This is a genomic window from Streptomyces griseus (genome assembly GCF_900460065.1).
GTDB classification, from domain to species: Bacteria; Actinomycetota; Actinomycetes; order Streptomycetales; family Streptomycetaceae; genus Streptomyces; species Streptomyces griseus.
This window is the reverse complement of the sequence record NZ_UAVD01000017.1, coordinates 5001-21034: the sequence shown is the minus strand read 5'-3', so window position 1 is coordinate 21034 and position 16034 is coordinate 5001. Positions and strand designations below refer to the sequence as shown.

13 protein-coding genes (1 of these 13 only partly in view) are annotated in these 16034 nt (G+C 73.0%); 7 read left to right on the top strand and 6 right to left on the bottom strand.

What is annotated here, in order from left to right; all coding sequences use genetic code 11:
- The first annotated feature begins 482 nt into the window (after window positions 1–482).
- From DTB53_RS08465 to DTB53_RS08450, 4 genes are read left to right on the top strand one after another with little or no spacing between them, the layout of a single operon-like run.
- Window positions 483–3491 carry a sensor histidine kinase gene (locus DTB53_RS08465; RefSeq protein ID WP_012381727.1) on the top strand — a complete coding sequence of 1003 codons (3009 nt, stop codon included), beginning with the start codon at window positions 483–485 and terminating at the stop codon, window positions 3489–3491.
- Window positions 3488–3931 carry a roadblock/LC7 domain-containing protein gene (locus DTB53_RS08460; RefSeq protein ID WP_003970443.1) on the top strand — a complete coding sequence of 148 codons (444 nt, stop codon included), beginning with the start codon at window positions 3488–3490 and terminating at the stop codon, window positions 3929–3931. The genes DTB53_RS08465 and DTB53_RS08460 overlap by 4 nt, the downstream gene beginning before the upstream one ends.
- An 11-nt stretch (window positions 3932–3942) precedes the next feature.
- On the top strand, window positions 3943–4380 hold the full coding sequence (locus DTB53_RS08455; protein ID WP_003970444.1) for a DUF742 domain-containing protein: 438 nt from the start codon (window positions 3943–3945) through the stop codon (window positions 4378–4380).
- A complete protein-coding gene (locus DTB53_RS08450) occupies window positions 4361–4969 on the top strand; it encodes a GTP-binding protein (RefSeq protein ID WP_012381729.1) in 609 nt (202 codons plus the stop codon). Before DTB53_RS08455 ends, DTB53_RS08450 begins: the two co-directional genes overlap by 20 nt.
- A 152-nt stretch (window positions 4970–5121) precedes the next feature.
- Here the strand turns inward: DTB53_RS08450 and DTB53_RS08445 are convergent, their stop codons facing one another.
- The 4 genes from DTB53_RS08445 to DTB53_RS08430 all read right to left on the bottom strand — a co-directional run bounded on the left by DTB53_RS08445 (window position 5122) and on the right by DTB53_RS08430 (window position 8179).
- Window positions 5122–6312: a lipid-transfer protein gene (locus tag DTB53_RS08445; RefSeq protein ID WP_012381730.1), complete on the bottom strand. Its 1191-nt coding sequence runs from the start codon at window positions 6310–6312 to the stop codon at window positions 5122–5124.
- On the bottom strand, window positions 6309–6779 hold the full coding sequence (locus DTB53_RS08440; RefSeq protein ID WP_012381731.1) for a Zn-ribbon domain-containing OB-fold protein: 471 nt from the start codon (window positions 6777–6779) through the stop codon (window positions 6309–6311). The genes DTB53_RS08445 and DTB53_RS08440 overlap by 4 nt, the downstream gene beginning before the upstream one ends.
- A gap of 84 nt (window positions 6780–6863) precedes the next feature.
- Window positions 6864–7250: an Mpo1-like protein gene (locus tag DTB53_RS08435; RefSeq protein ID WP_012381732.1), complete on the bottom strand. Its 387-nt coding sequence runs from the start codon at window positions 7248–7250 to the stop codon at window positions 6864–6866.
- A gap of 131 nt (window positions 7251–7381) precedes the next feature.
- The gene (locus tag DTB53_RS08430; RefSeq protein WP_030706297.1) at window positions 7382–8179 is read right to left on the bottom strand and encodes a M15 family metallopeptidase; all 798 of its coding nucleotides are present in this window, start codon (window positions 8177–8179) and stop codon (window positions 7382–7384) included.
- Between the two features lie 286 nt (window positions 8180–8465).
- Between DTB53_RS08430 and DTB53_RS08425 the strand changes: the two genes are divergently transcribed.
- Entirely contained in the window at window positions 8466–9035 is a 570-nt protein-coding gene (locus DTB53_RS08425) for an NUDIX domain-containing protein (RefSeq protein ID WP_012381734.1), read from the top strand.
- A gap of 106 nt (window positions 9036–9141) precedes the next feature.
- On the opposite strand, the gene DTB53_RS08420 is transcribed toward DTB53_RS08425, so the two are convergent.
- The gene (locus DTB53_RS08420; protein WP_012381735.1) at window positions 9142–11505 is read right to left on the bottom strand and encodes a glycoside hydrolase family 31 protein; all 2364 of its coding nucleotides are present in this window, start codon (window positions 11503–11505) and stop codon (window positions 9142–9144) included.
- A 217-nt stretch (window positions 11506–11722) separates the two neighbouring features.
- Between DTB53_RS08420 and DTB53_RS08415 the strand changes: the two genes are divergently transcribed.
- Complete coding sequence (locus DTB53_RS08415) at window positions 11723–13711, top strand: acetoacetate--CoA ligase (RefSeq protein WP_012381736.1); 1989 nt, start codon at window positions 11723–11725, stop codon at window positions 13709–13711.
- A 74-nt stretch (window positions 13712–13785) separates the two neighbouring features.
- Window positions 13786–14721, top strand: a complete 936-nt coding sequence (locus DTB53_RS08410; RefSeq protein WP_012381737.1) for a DUF8829 domain-containing protein — start codon at window positions 13786–13788, stop codon at window positions 14719–14721.
- 75 nt (window positions 14722–14796) lie between these two features.
- Here DTB53_RS08410 and ptsP read toward each other — a convergent pair whose 3' ends face one another.
- A protein-coding gene (gene ptsP / locus DTB53_RS08405) for a phosphoenolpyruvate--protein phosphotransferase (protein ID WP_012381738.1) crosses the window boundary here: on the bottom strand, window positions 14797–16034 show its 3' portion. It continues 433 nt past the right edge of the window; 1238 of the gene's 1671 nt are visible here — the last part of the coding sequence; its start codon lies beyond the right edge, outside the window; its stop codon occupies window positions 14797–14799.

The window sequence follows — 16034 nt, the reverse complement described above, 5'->3', positions numbered from 1 at the left end:
GTCTTCAGGGTGGCTGCCCGGCTCGCGCCGGTTCTACGCGGGCGGAACACGTCCGTCCTGCCGCGCACGACCCCACCGTGCGTCTACCCCGTACATATGGACGAACCACCCGTCCCGAAGATTCCCCTGGAAAACGCCCGCAGGGCGCAGAAGGGCACGGAGCGAAGAATTCCAGCCAACTGATGCGTGTCGGAATCGACACGTCCGGCCGGTCCCCTCTGTCGCTTTCGCGAAATTCATCTCCGGGAATACCTGGACAACTCCTGATCAAGTCAAGGGGGGACGGCTGAAAATCATCCGGACTTGTCTTCGAGTTGTCTCTGTGTCAGTAGTAGGCTCGCGCCGTTTATTGACGCAGGACGGACCTCGCCCGCGTCAGCCCGATGCGCGCCGGTGTACGCACGGTGCGCGGCGGGGGGCAGGGCCGAGGGACGACCGGGAGAAGACCACCCCCGCGGTGCGGGGCCGATCTGGGGGAGGCCATGCGCTTTCGCGGGAAGTCCATCCGCAGGAAGATCGTGGCGTTGCTGCTGGTGCCGCTCGTCTCCCTCACAGGCCTCTGGGTCTTCGCGACCTACATCACCGGCCGTCAGGCCGACGAGCTGATGAGCGCCGGATCCATCGTGGAGAAGGTCGGCCACCCGCTGGAGGACGCCGTCCGGGCCGTCCAGGACGAGCGGCGGCAGACGCTGGTCTTCCTCGCCGACCCCCGGGCCTCCGACGCGCTGCCCGTCCTCATGGGCCAGCGCGCCGCCACCGACCGCATCGTGGGCGAGGTCAGGGAGAACGCCCGCGAGCAGGACGTCCGGGATGCCCTCAGCGTCTCCGACGAGAGTCGCCTGGACGCGATCCTCAGCGCCGTCGACGGACTGGACGCCCTGCGCGCATCGGTCGAGAAGCGCACCATCGGCCGAGCGAAGGCGCTGGACTTCTACAACGGCCTGATCGACCCCTCCTACCGCTTCCTCACCGGGCTCCACACTCTGGAGAACGTGTCGATGGACAAGCAGATGCGGGCCCTGGTCGGTGTCTCCCGGGCCCGGGAGATGCTCTCGCGCGAGGACGCGATGGTCGCCTCGGGCCTCATCGCCGGCCGCTTCACCACCGCCGAACTGCGCCGGATATCCGGCCTCGTGGCCCAGCGCGAGCTGCTCTACGAAGTCAGCCTGGACAACCTTCCCGCCGCCGAGCGCCGGCGCGTCGAGCAGTTCTGGGCCAGCCCCGAGACCGAACCGCTGCGCACCGCCGAGGACGCCCTGATCGCCGCCGGTCCGGCCAAGCGCCCCGACGCCGTCGACGCCGACCGCTGGGAGCAGTCGGCCGTGCCCGTCCTCGACCGGCTGGCGGGCGACGCCACGGAGATGGGCAACCGTTTCCAGGACCGCGCCGAACCGGCCGCCTACCGGGTCCTCGCCCAGGCCGGGATCGCCGGAGTCCTGGGCTTCCTGGCCCTGATCGTCTCGGTCTTCGTCTCCGTGCGCATCGGCCGTCAACTCGTCCGCGACCTCTCCCGGCTGCGCAAGGACGCCCACGAGGTCTCCGGCGTCCGGCTGCCCAGCGTCATGCGCAGGCTGGCCGCGGGCGAGCAGGTGGACGTCGAGACCGAGGCCCCGCACCTCAGTTACGAGCCCGACGAGATCGGCCAGGTCGGACAGGCGCTCAACACCCTCCAGCGGGCCGCCGTCGAGGCCGCGGTCAAGCAGGCGGACATGCGGCGCGGCGTCTCCGAGGTCTTCGTCAACCTCGCCCGCCGCAACCAGGTCCTCCTGCACCGCCAGCTCACCCTGCTGGACGCGATGGAGCGCCGCACCGAGAACGGCGACGAACTGGCCGACCTGTTCCGCCTCGACCACCTCACCACCCGTATGCGGCGCCACGCCGAGGGCCTCGTGATCCTCTCCGGCGCCGCCCCCTCCCGCCAGTGGCGCAAGCCCATCCAGCTGATGGACGTCGTGCGGGCCGCCGTCGCCGAGGTCGAGGACTACGAACGCATCGAGGTCCGGCGCCTCGCCCGGATCGGCGTGGGCGGCCCCGCCGTGGCCGACCTCACCCACCTGATCGCCGAACTCCTGGAGAACGCCACCGTCTTCTCACCCCCGCACACGGCGGTCCAGGTGCACGGCGAACGCGTCTCCAACGGCTTCACTCTCGAAATCCACGACCGGGGCCTCGGCATGGCCCCCGAGATCCTCCTCGACGCCAACCTGCGGCTCGCCGAGACCCCCGACTTCGAGCTCTCCGACACCGACCGGCTGGGCCTGTTCGTCGTCAGCCGGCTCGCCCAGCGGCAGAACGTCCGCGTCTCCCTCCAGAAGTCGCCGTACGGAGGCACCACCGCGGTCGTGTTCATCCCGGCCGCGCTGCTCACCGACGCCCCCGACACCCACGGCACCGGGTTCCGCCTCGACCGCCGGGCCGAGCGGGCGATCGGCAGCGGCCGGAACTCCGACGCGGCACAGGGCCCGCAGAGCACGGCCCCGGGCGGGGAGCGCCGCGTCAACGGCAGGTCCCCGGCCCTGGCCCCGGTGCCCACCGGGCTCACCGCACCGGGCGTCCTGGACGGGCCGGTCGAGCTGGAGGCCCCGGTCGGTCCCCTGGACTTCACCGGCGACCCGCTGGACCGTTCACCCGAACCGGAGCTGGACCCGGCCCTCGGCCCCGTACTGGACGGCGTGTCCGACCTGGAGGACACCGAGAGTGAGCGCGGCGGCATCTTCCGCGCCCGGGACCTGCGCCGCGACGGCGACCGCGAGCCCCGCCGCGACGAGCCCGGCGGCAGGCGCCGGGCCACCGACCGGGACCAGCACCAGCAGGCCCGCGACCACGGCGACGAGCCCACGGCCCAGGTGCGCCCGGTGCGCCCCGCGGGCCCCGTACCGCTGCCGCGCCGTACCCCGCCGACGCTGGTCACCGACCGGGGCCGCCGGGTCGACGATCCGGGCGAGGACCGGGTCGACACCCCGGCGAGGGCCACCGGCCCGGTCCCGCACACCGTCGACCGGGAGCCCGGGGAGGCCGGCCGGTCCCGGTCACGGACCGCCGACGCGCCCTGGACCGTACGGGCCGCCGGACACCGCACCACCGAGGCGTCCCGTGCGACGGAGACGCACCGCACCACCGAGGCGCCCCGCGCCACCGAAGCACCGCGGGTCACGGAGTCCGCGCCCCCGGCGCCCGACACCGTGGGCGGACTGCCCCGGCGGGTCCGGCAGGCCAGCCTCGCCCGCCAGCTCCGCGAGGAAGCCGTGGAGCGGACGCCGCGGCGGGCGCCCGCCGACACCTTCGACGACGACGAGCGCGACGCCGACGAGGTGCGCGACCGCATGGCCTCCCTCCAGCGGGGCTGGCAGCGCGGCCGTCGGCAGAACGCCGCTGAATCCACCGAGAACACCGAGAACACCGAATCCACCGACGACACCGGCAACACCGAAGACACCGGCGGACCCGGTGGCACAGCACCAGGAACCACTCCGGGAGGGGACGGTCGATGACCGCACCGAACGCCGCAGCACACAACCCCGCACGCCAGGGCTCGGGCGAACTGAACTGGCTGCTCGACGAGCTCGTCCAGCGCGTCGCGAGCATCCGCAAGGCGCTGGTGCTCTCCAGCGACGGACTCGCCACCGGGGCGTCGGGCGACCTGACCCGCGAGGACAGCGAGCATCTCGCCGCCGTCGCCTCCGGGTTCCACAGCCTCGCCAAGGGAGTGGGCCACCACTTCGACGCGGGCCGGGTCCGTCAGACCGTCGTCGAACTCGACGAGGCCTTCCTCTTCGTCACGGCCGCCGGTGACGGGAGCTGTCTCGCCGTCCTGGCGGACTCCGACTCCGACGTGGGCCAGGTCGCGTACGAGATGACACTGATGGTCAAGCGCGTGGGGGCCCATCTGGCCAACGCCCCACGGACGACCGGTCTGCCCGCCGGAGGGTGAGGGTGGCGGGCATGAGCGCCGACTCCCCCCGGGGCACCGGCCCCGGATCCACGGACGGGTCCGTCGACCCCCAGGTCTCGCGGTGGTACGACGCGGAGGCGGGACCGGTGGTCCGCCCGTACGCGATGACCCGCGGGCGCACCAGCAGCGCCTCCCGTCACCGCCTCGACCTGATCGCGCTCGTCGTGCCGGAACCGGCCGCCGACGATCCCGGCCGGGACCAGACGCTCGCCCCCGAACACGTGGCGATCGTCGAACTCTGCAGCGACATGCCCCAGTCGATCGCCGAACTCGCCGCCGAACTCGACCTTCCCGTAGGGGTGGTACGGGTCCTGGTCGGCGATCTCGTCGAGGACGAGCTGGTGCACGTCACCCGTCCCGTTCCACCGGCCGAGCTGCCGGACGTGAACATTCTTCGCGAGGTTATCAATGGCCTTCGGGCGCTCTAGCCGCCGAAAGCAGCGGCACGTCGAGCCCGTCACCCTGAAGATCCTGGTGGCGGGAGGATTCGGCGTCGGCAAGACGACCGCGGTCGGCTCGGTCAGCGAGATCAGGCCGCTGCGCACCGAGGAACGCCTCAGCGAGGCGGGCCGCCCGGTCGACGACCTGGAGGGGGTCGAGTCCAAGACCACCACCACGGTCGCGATGGACTTCGGCCGGATCACCCTGCGGGAGGACCTGGTCCTCTACCTGTTCGGCACGCCGGGACAGGACCGCTTCTGGTTCCTGTGGGACGAGCTGGCGCAGGGTTCCCTGGGCGCGGTCGTCCTCGCCGACACCCGGCGCCTCGAGGACTGCTTCGCCGCGGTCGACTACTTCGAACGCAGGCGAATCCCCTTCACGGTCGCGGTCAACACCTTCGAAGGGGCCGAGCGGTTCCCGACGGAGACCGTGCGGGCCGCCCTCGACCTCGACCCCGAGGTCCAGGTGCTCGTCTGCGACGCGCGGGACCGGTCCTCGGTGCGCGACGTCCTGGTCGCGGTCGTGGAGCACGCCCTGGAGCGCGCGGCACGGTCCCGCGAACCCGTCGCCACCTGAGGCGGGCGGTTCCCGGCACGCAGGCGGCCCGTACCCCCGCCGACAGGGGTACGGGCCGTCCAGCGTCCGGCGGACCGGGCGCCCCGAGTGTTCTGCGGCGGTGACGCCCAGTCAAGTAAAGGGCAGGGAAAACCTGGTCGGGGTCGGCCGGCTCAGCACACCGCCACCACCGCGGAGCCGTGCCCGAACAGCCCCTGGTTCGCCGTGATGCCGACCCGTGCGCCCGGCACCTGCCGCTCTCCGGCCCGTCCGCGCAACTGCCGGGCGAGCTCGCAGACCTGCGCCACGGCCTGGGCGGGGACCGCCTCGCCGAACGAGGCGAGACCGCCGCTGGCGTTCACCGGAACCCGGCCGCCGAGCGCGGTCGCCCCCGTCCGCAGCAGCTTCGCTCCCTCGCCGGGCCCGCAGAGCCCGATGTCCTCGTACCACTCCAGCTCCAGGGCCGTGGACAGGTCGTAGACCTCGGCCAGCGAGAGATCCTCCGGGCCGATCCCCGCCTCCTCGTACGCGGCCCGCGCGATCGAGGCGCGAAAACTCTCGGGGGAGGGGTCCACGGCGACCGCCGAGTCCGTGCCGATGTCCGGGAGATCCAGGACGGTCCTCGGGAACGTCGGCGTCACGGTGGAGACGGCCCTGATCCGCACCGGATCGCGGACGCCGCGCCGCCGCGCGAACTCCATGCTCGACAGCACCAGGGCGGCGGCTCCGTCGGACGTGGCGCAGATGTCCAGCAGCCGCAGCGGATCGGCCACCATCGCGGAGGCGGCGACCTCCTCGGCGGTCACCGGAGCCCGGTAGCGGGCGTACTCGTTCAGCGCCCCCGCCGCCGCGTTCTTCACCTTGACCAGCGCGAAGTCCTCCGGTGTGTCCCCGTACAACGCCATGCGACGACGGGCGTACAGCCCGAAGTACGCCGGATTCGTCGCTCCGAGCACCCGGAAGCGCAACCAGTCCGGGTCGTCCGGCCGCTCCCCGCCCGCCGGCGCGAAGAACCCCTTGGGCGCCGCGTCGGCCCCCACCACCAGCACCACGTCCGCCAGACCCGCCAGGATCTGGGCCCGCGCCGTGTCGATCGCCTGCGCCCCGGAGGCGCACGCGGCGTACACGGACGCCACCCGCGCCCCCTGCCACCCGAGCGCCCGGGCGAACGTCGCCCCCGCCACGTACCCCGGATAGCCCCCGCGCACCGTCTGCGCGCCGACCACCGACCGGACCTCGGGCCAGCCGATGCCCGCGTCCGCGAGGGCGGCGTGCGCGGCGATCCGCCCGTACGTGACGAAACCGCGCCCCCACTTGCCCCACGGGTGCATCCCGGCCCCGAGGACGGCCACGTCGCCGGTCATGAGGCGTCCCCGTCCGTCGCCGCGACCGGCCGCCAGTGCCAGGTGGTGCGGACGACGCCCGACGCCCGGCCCTCGTCCAGGACGCCCGGTACGACCTCCACCGCCGAGCCGACGGGGAGATCGGCCACGCCCACCCCGGGGGCGGCCTGCCCCAGCACCACCATGCGCTCGGCGGCCAGCTCGACGGCGACCAGGGTGTACGGGGTCCAGGGCGCCTCGGGGTCGCTGACGTACGGGGGAGGGGGCCGGTAGCGCCCGTCGGTGCAGGACCACACCGTGCCCCGCTTCGACAGCGGTACCTCCTCCAGCTCACCTCCGGGGCAGCCCGGGTTGCGGCACCGGCCGTCCTCCCGGGGGAAGTGCACCGACCGGCAGGCGGAGCACCGGGTGCCCAGCAGCCGGAAGTCCTCCTCCGCGGCGTCCTCGGTGAACCAACCGGCCACCACGGGTATGCGCGTGCGCGACAAAGTCCCTCCCGGCACTGGATCTGACGGAACGTCAGAAGTCTGCCACGGACGTACCCGCCGGGCGAGGGGTCCGGCCCGCCCCGCTCACGCCCCCTCGCGCTCCCCTCCGGCCGCGGCGCCGCCCCCGCCGTGCTCCGCCAGCCACTTCGCCGCGGTCTCCGCCAGCTCCGCGTCCCGGCCCGCGAGCATCGTCCGGATCATCTGCGCGTCACCGCGCAGCGACCACAGCGGATGACCGAACGTGGCCGGGTTGTTCTTCTCGATCAGGAAGTGCGCCGGCCACGCCGTGCCGTAACCGATCAGCGGCAGGGCCGCCAGACAGCGTTTCCGGCCCCGCGCGAGCCCGTAGGCGGAGATCGCGAGCCCGGTCAGGGTGCCGGTGAGATGGACCCAGCGGGTGGCGGCGCGGGAGTGCATCGCCACGTAGTACGGCCAGAATTCCTCGTACGTCTCGAACGTCTGCTGTGACATACGGGCACCGTAGCCGCCCGATCGGCAACCGAACACGCCCCTTTCGCGTCCGATAGGAAGAACGGGCGGCCGGAGCCCACGGGGGTGGTCCCGGTCGCCCGTTCTCCGCCCCGGGGGCGGACCGTTTTCGGTCAGTGCCCGGCGACCGACCGACGGTGCACCGGGAAGTCGAAATAGGTGTCCGGGAACGGCTCCGGCCTGAAGGTGAAGTGCCACCACTCCTCCGGCAGGTTCACGAACCCCACCTCGGCCAGCGTCCGCTTCAGGAACTGCCGGTTGGCGCGCTGAGGCCCCTGGATCCGGGGATCGTCCGTGTGCGACAGGGTGTCGAAGCAGTCGTAGCCCGTTCCCATGTCCACCGAGTTGTCGGGGAACCGCACCTCCTTCGGCGCGAAGCAGGGGGTCAGCCGCTCGCCCGGACGGTACGGCCTGGTCGGCAGGGCGGGGAGCCGGACCAGGGTCAGGTCGACCGTGCTGCCCCGGCTGTGCCCGGACTTCTCCGCGATGTAGCCGTCCTCGAACAGCCGGTCCTTGTCGACTCGCGGGTAGAACTCCTCCTTCATGATCCGGTCGTCGAGGTCCTTCGCCCACCGCACGAAGTGGTCCACCGCCCGCTGCGGCCGGTAGCAGTCGTAGACCTTCAGCGAGTACCCCTGACGCAACAGCCGCCGCTGTGCCAGGTGCAGGGCCCGGGCGGCGGGCCGGGTGAGGATGCAGACCGGCTGCCGGTATCCGTCCACCCGCTCGCCGAGGAAGGTGTGCGCCGTGGTGTAGCGCACCTCCTGGATGATCGTCGGGTCCACCGAGCGCAGCGCCACGAACTCCTCGGGAGCTCTCGGTTCGGGGCGCGCCTGTGCCGCGGGGGAGAGGGCGGTGACGGCGAGGAGGGTGGCGGCCGAGGCGGCCAGGGCACGCAGAGCGGTACGCATTCCTGTCATGAGCACACCGTCTATCAGCTTCGCGGCCCCCGGGAAAGGACGCGACGCGGCCTGCCCCGGAAGGCGGGGGCAGGCCGCGTCGTCGAAAGCTCCGAAAGCTCCGAAAGCTCCGAAGGTCTGAGGGGCTGAGGGTCTGAAAGCTCAGAAAGCTCCGCAGGCTTCGAAAGGGCGGAAAGGCGGAAGTGCCGAAAGCGCGGAAGGCCGGAAGGCCAGAGGGGCGGAGGGCGGAGGGCGGAGGGGCGGAAGGGGCGGAAGAACGGTCCGATACAGTCCGCCCGTGTCCGAATCCGGCAACACCCCATCCCCGGCCGCGCCGCAGCCGTCCCCACCCGTACGGGACTCCCACTGCGGCGCCTGCGGAGCCCCGTACACCGCGCTGCCGTCCGCCGACACCTGGCCCCGCACCTGCGGGCGCTGCGGAACCACCGCCTACCGCAACCCGCTCCCCGTCGCGGTGGCCCTGCTCCCCGTCACCGGCCCGCGCTCCACCGGACTCGTCGTCATCACCCGCACCATCGAGCCGCGGAAGGGCGGTACGGCGCTGCCCGGCGGGTTCATCGACCATGCCGAGGACTGGCGTGCGGCGGTCGTCCGGGAACTGCGCGAGGAGACCGGCATCAGGGCCTCGGCGGAGGACGTCCGTCTCGCGGACACCCTCAGCGACACCGCCGGCCACCTCCTGGTCTTCGGTCTTCTCCCGGAACGCCCCCTCGCGAGCCTCCCGCCGTCGGTGCCCACCGACGAGACGTCCGGCTACGACATCCTCTACCGCCCGCGCCCCCTGGCCTTCCCCCTGCACACGGAAGCGGCCGACGCCTGGTTCGCCCGCCGGGACCGCCACGGCTGAGGCCACCAACGAGGCCACCGCTCAGGCCACCACGACCGGGCCGCACCGGCGGCCGGGACCACTGCGCCCGGCGCGCCGGACACGCGCACGCAGCGACCAGGCGCCCTCAACCCCGCCTCCGCACCCCCCGCACCCGCACCGGGCAGTCGACCCCGCCCTCCGCGCCGTCCCGCTCCACCACCACACGGTCGTCCTCCCACCGCGTCACGTACCGCTCGACCTCCGCCTCCGCCCACCCGTCGCCCGCGTCCCGCACCACCGGACCGCCGCCGACGCCCCCCGGCGCGGGCGCCCACACCTCCAGCTCCGGCCCGCCGTCCGCACCCCGCACCGGAATCACCGCACCCGCCCTCGCCAGCACCGGCAGCCGCGACAACGGAGCGTCGACCAGGACCTGGCCCGGCCCGTCGTACGCCCGCCCGGTCGCCGTGTCGTACCACCGTCCCCGAGGCAGCCGCACCGCCCGCCGCCGCGCCCCGGCCTCCAGCACCGGAGCCACCAGCAGCGCGTCACCCAGCAGGAACGCGTCCTCGCACTCCCGCAGCGCCCGGTCGCCCGGCGCACCCCACCACACCGGCCGCACGTAGGGCGCACCGGTCATCCGCGCCAGCTGCGACAGCGTCACGAAGTACGGGTGCAGCCGCTCCCGCTCCACCAGCGCCGCCCCCGCGTGCTCCAGCACCTCGGGACCGAACTCCCACGGCTCCCGCCGCCCCGCGTCGATCGCCGAATGCGTCCGGAACAACGGCAGATACGCCCCCAGCTGGAACCACCGCAGATACAGCTCCGGCGACGGGAACCCGTCGAATCCGCCCACATCCGGACCCGAGTACGGCACCCCGCACAGCCCCAGCCCCAGCACCAGTGACAACGACGCCCGCAGCCCCGGCCACCCCGTCGACACATCACCGGACCAGGTGCCCCCGTACCTCTGCATCCCCGCCCAGCCCGACCGCGAGAACAAGAACGGCCGCTCCTCCGGACGGCACCGCAGCAGCCCCTCGTAACCCGCCCGCGCCATCGCCAGCGCGTACACGTTGTGCGCCTCGCGATGGTCCCCGCCGGCGCCCTCCAGGACATGCCGGGCCGAACGCGGCAGCGACGGATCTCCGAACGCCGCGAACGACACCGGCTCGTTCATGTCGTGCCACACCCCCGAGAAGCCCTGCGCAAGCCGTTCCTCGTACAGAGATCCCCACCAATCCCGCACAAGCGGATCAGTGAAGTCCGGATAGACCGAGGCCCCCGGCCACACCTCCCCGACCACCACCCGCCCCCGCGCGTCCCGGACGTACGCCCCCCGGTCCCCGACCGCCGCCCCCGCGTCGAACACCGCCTCGCCCGGCTCCGCCTTCACCGCCGGATCCACGATCGATACCAGCCGCACCCCGTCCTCGCGCAGCTCCTTCGCCAGCGCGGGCAGATCGGGAAACCGCTCCCCGTCCACCGTGAACACCCGGTGCCCGTCGTAGTGGTCGATGTCCAGATGCAGCACGGACAGCGGCAGCCCCCGCTCCCGGTACCCGTCGACCACCCGCCGCACCTCCACCGCGCCGCCGAACCCCCACCGGGCATGCTGCGCCCCGAGCGCCCAGGACGGCGGCAGCGCCGGCGCACCCGTCAGCGCCGTCCACCCCTGGAGCACCCGGGCCGGCGTCCCCGCCACCACCCAGCAGCGCAGCGGCCCGCCCTCCATCCGCACCTCGCAGGCGCCCGGCCGGTCATGCCCCGAACCCGCGCCCTCCTCGCCCTCCCGCAGCACCACCCGGCCCGCCCAGCTGTTGTCGTGGAACACCAGATGCGTCCCCGCGTCCGACACCACCACCTGGACCGGCATCGTCAGATACAGGGGATCGTCACCCGGACCGAAACGCCCACCCGGATCGGTGTTCCACAGCCCGTACACCCCGTCCCGCAACCGGGGCCCGCCCGCCCGTCCGCCGAGACCGAAGAACCGCGCGTCCGCCGGCACCTCGGAGCGCTGCACCCACCGCACCGGCCCCCCGTCCACCGGCTCCCACCACCGCGGCGGCAGCTCACGCCGCAACAGCAAACCGCCCGGCGTCCGCAGCTCCACGGCCCCGGCCCGCGACACCACCACCGTCAGCCGCTCCGAGACCACCTGCCAGCCGCCGTCCTTGTCCGGCTCCAGCACCGCACGCGGATCCGCCCCGGGCGCCTCTCCCGCCACCGCGTACGACGGCAGCGGCTCCGCCCCGTCCCACGCCCAGAACACCGCACCGCCCACCGACACACGGATGCGGAGCTCCGAACGGGCGAACCGCACCACACCCCCACCCGGGCCCGGCTCCGCACCCGTCAGCTCCCCGGGCACCCGGGCCCGCTCCGCCCCGCGCGCAGGCAGCGCCGCCGCGTCCGCGGACCGCCTCCGCCACGCCGAACGCACCGTGCGCAGCCCCCGCACCGAACCGACCCATCTCACCCGACGCACCAGGTCACGACCGTCCATGGCGCACACCCTGCCACCCGACCGACCCCCAGAACCCTCCGTTCAACTCCCGTTCACCCATGCCGGACGCCCGCCCCCAGGCACCCAGGGGGCGGGGGCCACCCTGGTGCCGAAGACGATCACATGGCATCGTCCGTGTCAGCCGCTCACGCGCACACCCCAGCCCGTGCGCGCCGACGCCCACCCCGCGTACCCGTACAGCCAGGGAGCAGCCCTCATGACCGCAGCCACGCCCGACGCCCCGCTCTGGCAGCCCGGCCCCGACCGCATCGAGGCCGCGGCCGTCACCCGCTTCCAGAACTGGGCCGCGACCCGGTACGGCGCCCCGACCGACGGCGGGTACGCGGCCCTGCACAGCTGGTCCGTCGACGAGCTCGACACCTTCTGGCGGGCCGTCGCCGAATGGTTCGACGTCCGCTTCTCCACGCCGTACGAGAGCGTCCTCGGCGACCGCGCGATGCCCGGCGCCACCTGGTTCCCCGGCGCCACCCTCAACTACGCCGAACACGCCCTGCGCACCGCCGAGGACCCGGCCCGCGCCGACACCCCCGCCCTGCTGTACGTCGACGAGACCCACACCCAGCTCCCCGTCAGCTGGGCCGAACTCCGCCGCCAGGTCGGCGCGCTCGCCGCCGAACTCCGCGCCCTCGGCGTCACCCCCGGCGACCGCGTCAGCGGCTACCTCCCCAACATCCCCCAGGCCGTCGTCGCCTTCCTCGCCACCGCCGCCGTCGGCGGCATCTGGACCTCCTGCGCCCCCGACTTCGGCGCCCGCAGCGTCCTCGACCGCTTCCAGCAGATCGAGCCCGTCGTCCTGTTCACCGTCGACGGCTACCGCTACGGCGGCAAGGAACACGACCGCACCGAGACCGTCGCCGAGCTGCGCCGCGAACTGCCCACCCTGCGCGCCGTCGTCCACATCCCGCTGCTGGGCACCGACGCCCCCGAAGGCGCGCTCGCCTGGGCCGCCCTCACCTCCGCCGACACCGAGCCGGTCTTCGAGCAGGTCCCCTTCGAGCACCCGCTCTGGGTCCTCTACTCCTCCGGCACCACCGGCCTCCCCAAGGCCATCGTCCAGTCCCAGGGCGGCATCCTGCTCGAACACTTCAAACAGATCGGCCTGCACTGCGACCTCGGACCCGAGGACCGCTTCTTCTGGTACACCTCCACCGGCTGGATGATGTGGAACTTCCTCGTCTCCGGCCTCCTCACCGGCACCACCGTCGTCCTGTACGACGGCAGCCCCGGCTATCCGGACGTCAGCGCCCAGTGGCGTGTCGCCGAACAGACCGGCGCCACCCTCTACGGCACCTCCGCCGCCTACGTGATGGCCTGCCGCAAGGCCGGCATCCACCCGGGCCGCGACTTCGACCTCTCCCGCGTCCAGTGCGTCGCCACCACCGGCTCCCCGCTCCCGCCCGACGGCTTCCGCTGGCTCCACGACGAGTTCACCAACAGGGGCGCAGACCTCTGGATCGCCTCCGTCAGCGGCGGCACCGACGTCTGCTCCTGCTTCGCCGGAGCCGTCCCCACCCTCCCCGTCCACATCGGCGAACTCCAGGCACCCTGCCTCGGCACCGACCTCCAGTCCTGGGACCCGGCGGGCAGGCCGCTGATCGGCGAGGTCGGCGAGCTCGTCGTCACCAACCCGCTGCCGTCCATGCCGATCCGCTTCTGGAACGACCCCGACGGCAGCCGCTACCACGACAGCTACTTCGACGTGTACCCCGGAGTCTGGCGGCACGGCGACTGGATCACCCTCACCGACCGCGGCTCGGTGATCATCCACGGCCGCTCCGACTCCACCCTGAACCGCCAGGGCGTCCGCATGGGCTCCGCCGACATCTACGAGGCCGTCGAACGGCTCCCCGAGATCCGCGAGTCCCTCGTCATCGGCCTCGAAGAACCCGACGGCGGCTACTGGATGCCGCTTTTCGTCCACCTCGCCGACGGCGCGACCCTCGACGACGACCTGCGCGACGCGATCAAGCGGACCATCCGCGAGAACCTCTCGCCGCGCCACGTACCGGACGAGGTCATCGAGGTCCCCGCCATCCCGCACACCCTCACCGGCAAGCGCATCGAGGTTCCGGTCAAACGGCTCCTCCAGGGAACCGAGCTGGCCAAGGCGGTCAACCCGGGCTCCGTCGACAACCTCGACCTCCTCCACTTCTACGCCGAACTGGCCGCGAGCCGCCGCCGGTAGACCACTGGGCGACCCCTTGTCAGTCCCCCTGATTACGCTGAGTGAGCAAGGATTCACCGCGCACAGGGGGACACATGGCGCAGAACAACCACACCGAGACCGGCTCCATCCGCCACCCGAAGGCCGACGCCCGGCGCGACGCCACCATGCGCCGCACGCTGCGCCGCGAAGCACCCAGCACGATCGGCCTCCTCGCCGACGCACAGGACTTCGCCGCCATGCGGCGCTACCGCACCTTCGCCTTCGACGACCACACCGTCTATCTCCAGCAGGTCGAAGGCCTGCTCCGAGCGCTCGCCGCCCAAGGCATGCACACCACCGTCGCCCTCTTCGACCCGGAGGACTACGCGGAGTTCTGCTCCGAAGCGGGCCTCGACGCCGACACCGGGGCCAGCCGGAGCCGCTTCACCGCGGAGATCGCCGCCGCCGGAGCCACGGTCGCCTACACCGGGCAACACCTGAGCGACCTCATTCCCGTCCTCGTCTCCCGCGCGGTCCGCCAGGCCACCTGGGAGTACGCCACCCTCCTCCTCGCCGACCTCGGCACCTGCGCCGACTGCGGCCAGGACATCGGCCGCGCCGCCTTCGACCGCGCCTCCCACCTGCTTATGCGCCTGCTGGAGGCGGCCGGACCGGGCACCCACCACCTGGTGTGCAGCACCCCCACGGACAACGACCAGCTGCTGGCCGTCCTCCACACGCACCGCGACCCCGCGGGACCGGCCCGCCTCGACAGCTCGGAGGGCACGGAGTTCGCGACCGTCCTCGCCGTGGCCATCGCCCTGGAATCACGCGGGGGAGTCGTCCTGCGCACCAGCGCCCCCGACACCTCGGACCGCGTCCACGGCTGGCGACTGGCCCACGGAGCCCTCGCCCCGCTCACCGCGGGCGAGGTCTTCAACGCCTACTGCACCGACGCCGACACCGGAGAGCCCGTCTCCCCGGAATCCGGCGTGGAGTACTGCGCGGGATTCGACATCGGAGCCGACCCGGCGGAGCCCCACCACTGACGCGCCCCGGCCACACAGCGGGAGGGGCTTCCCGCCACTCGGCGGAAAGCCCCTCCTCGACCCACGGATTCCCGGCTACTCGCCCGAGAGCACCGCCTGAGCCGCACTGCGGGCCTCGTCGGCCGTGTCCGCCGCACGAGCGGCGTTCGCCGCACGCTCGCACTGCGCCAGCGTGTACTTGGCCAGCGTGGCCCGCACATAGGGAATGGACGCGGCGCCCATCGACAGGGAGGTGACACCCAGACCCGTCAGCACACACGCCAGCAGCGGATCCGCCGCCGCCTCACCGCACACCCCACAGCTCTTGCCCTCGGCACGGGCCGCGTCGGCGGACAGCGCCACGAGATCCAGCAGCGCCGGCTGCCACGGGTCCTGGAGCCGCGACACCGCGCCCACCTGCCGGTCGGCCGCGAAGGTGTACTGCGCCAGGTCGTTGGTGCCGAGCGACAGGAACTCCACCTCCTGGAGGACCGACCGCGCCCGCAGAGCGGCGGACGGAATCTCCACCATCGCGCCGAACTTCGCCCGCAGCCCGGCCTCGCGGCACGCGTCCGCGAACGCCTTGGCGTCGGTGCGGTCGGCCACCATGGGGGCCATGACCTCCAGGTACACCGGCAGTCCCTCGGCGGCCTTCGCCAGCGCGGTCAGCTGGGTACGCAGCACCTCGGGGTGGTCCAGCAGGCTCCGCAGTCCACGGACGCCGAGCGCCGGGTTGGGCTCGTCGGCCGGCGTGAGGAAGTCCAGCGGCTTGTCCGCGCCGGCGTCCAGCACACGGACGACGACCCGCCCCTCGGGGAAAGCCTCCAGCACCGCGCGGTAGGCCGCGACCTGCTTCTCCTCGGAAGGAGCCTGCTTGCTGTCGTCCAGGAACAGGAACTCGGTACGGAACAGCCCGACGCCCTCCGCCCCGGCCTCGACCGCCGCGGGCACATCGCCCGGACCGCCGACATTGGCGAGCAGCGGCACCTTGTGACCGTCCGACGTGGCGCCGGGACCGGTCGAGGCGGACAGCGCCGCCTTCCGGGCGGCGGCGGCCCCTTCCAGCTCGGCGCGCTTCTCGTCGCTCGGGTCGACGAAGATCTCGCCCGTGCTGCCGTCCACCGCGACGACCGTGCCCTCGGCCAGCTCACCGGCACCGGGCAGAGCCACCACGGCCGGAACGCCGAGCGCCCGCGCCAGGATCGCGCTGTGACTGGTCGGCCCGCCCTCCTCGGTGACGAAGCCGAGCACCAGCGTCGGGTCGAGGAGCGCCGTGTCGGCCGGCGCCAGGTCCCGGGCGATCAGGACGTACGGCTCGTCGCTGTCCGGCACAC

Excerpts from the sequence above, each read along its gene's own strand:
- DTB53_RS08465 (WP_012381727.1), top strand. The coding sequence starts at position 483 with ATGCGCTTTCGCGGGAAGTCCATCCGCAGGAAGATCGTGGCGTTGCTG.
- DTB53_RS08460 (WP_003970443.1), top strand. The coding sequence starts at position 3,488 with ATGACCGCACCGAACGCCGCAGCACACAACCCCGCACGCCAGGGCTCG.
- DTB53_RS08455 (WP_003970444.1), top strand. The coding sequence starts at position 3,943 with ATGAGCGCCGACTCCCCCCGGGGCACCGGCCCCGGATCCACGGACGGG.
- DTB53_RS08450 (WP_012381729.1), top strand. The coding sequence starts at position 4,361 with ATGGCCTTCGGGCGCTCTAGCCGCCGAAAGCAGCGGCACGTCGAGCCC.
- DTB53_RS08445 (WP_012381730.1), bottom strand. The coding sequence starts at position 6,312 with ATGACCGGCGACGTGGCCGTCCTCGGGGCCGGGATGCACCCGTGGGGC.
- DTB53_RS08435 (WP_012381732.1), bottom strand. The coding sequence starts at position 7,250 with ATGTCACAGCAGACGTTCGAGACGTACGAGGAATTCTGGCCGTACTAC.
- DTB53_RS08430 (WP_030706297.1), bottom strand. The coding sequence starts at position 8,179 with ATGCGTACCGCTCTGCGTGCCCTGGCCGCCTCGGCCGCCACCCTCCTC.
- DTB53_RS08420 (WP_012381735.1), bottom strand. The coding sequence starts at position 11,505 with ATGGACGGTCGTGACCTGGTGCGTCGGGTGAGATGGGTCGGTTCGGTG.
- DTB53_RS08415 (WP_012381736.1), top strand. The coding sequence starts at position 11,723 with ATGACCGCAGCCACGCCCGACGCCCCGCTCTGGCAGCCCGGCCCCGAC.
- DTB53_RS08410 (WP_012381737.1), top strand. The coding sequence starts at position 13,786 with ATGGCGCAGAACAACCACACCGAGACCGGCTCCATCCGCCACCCGAAG.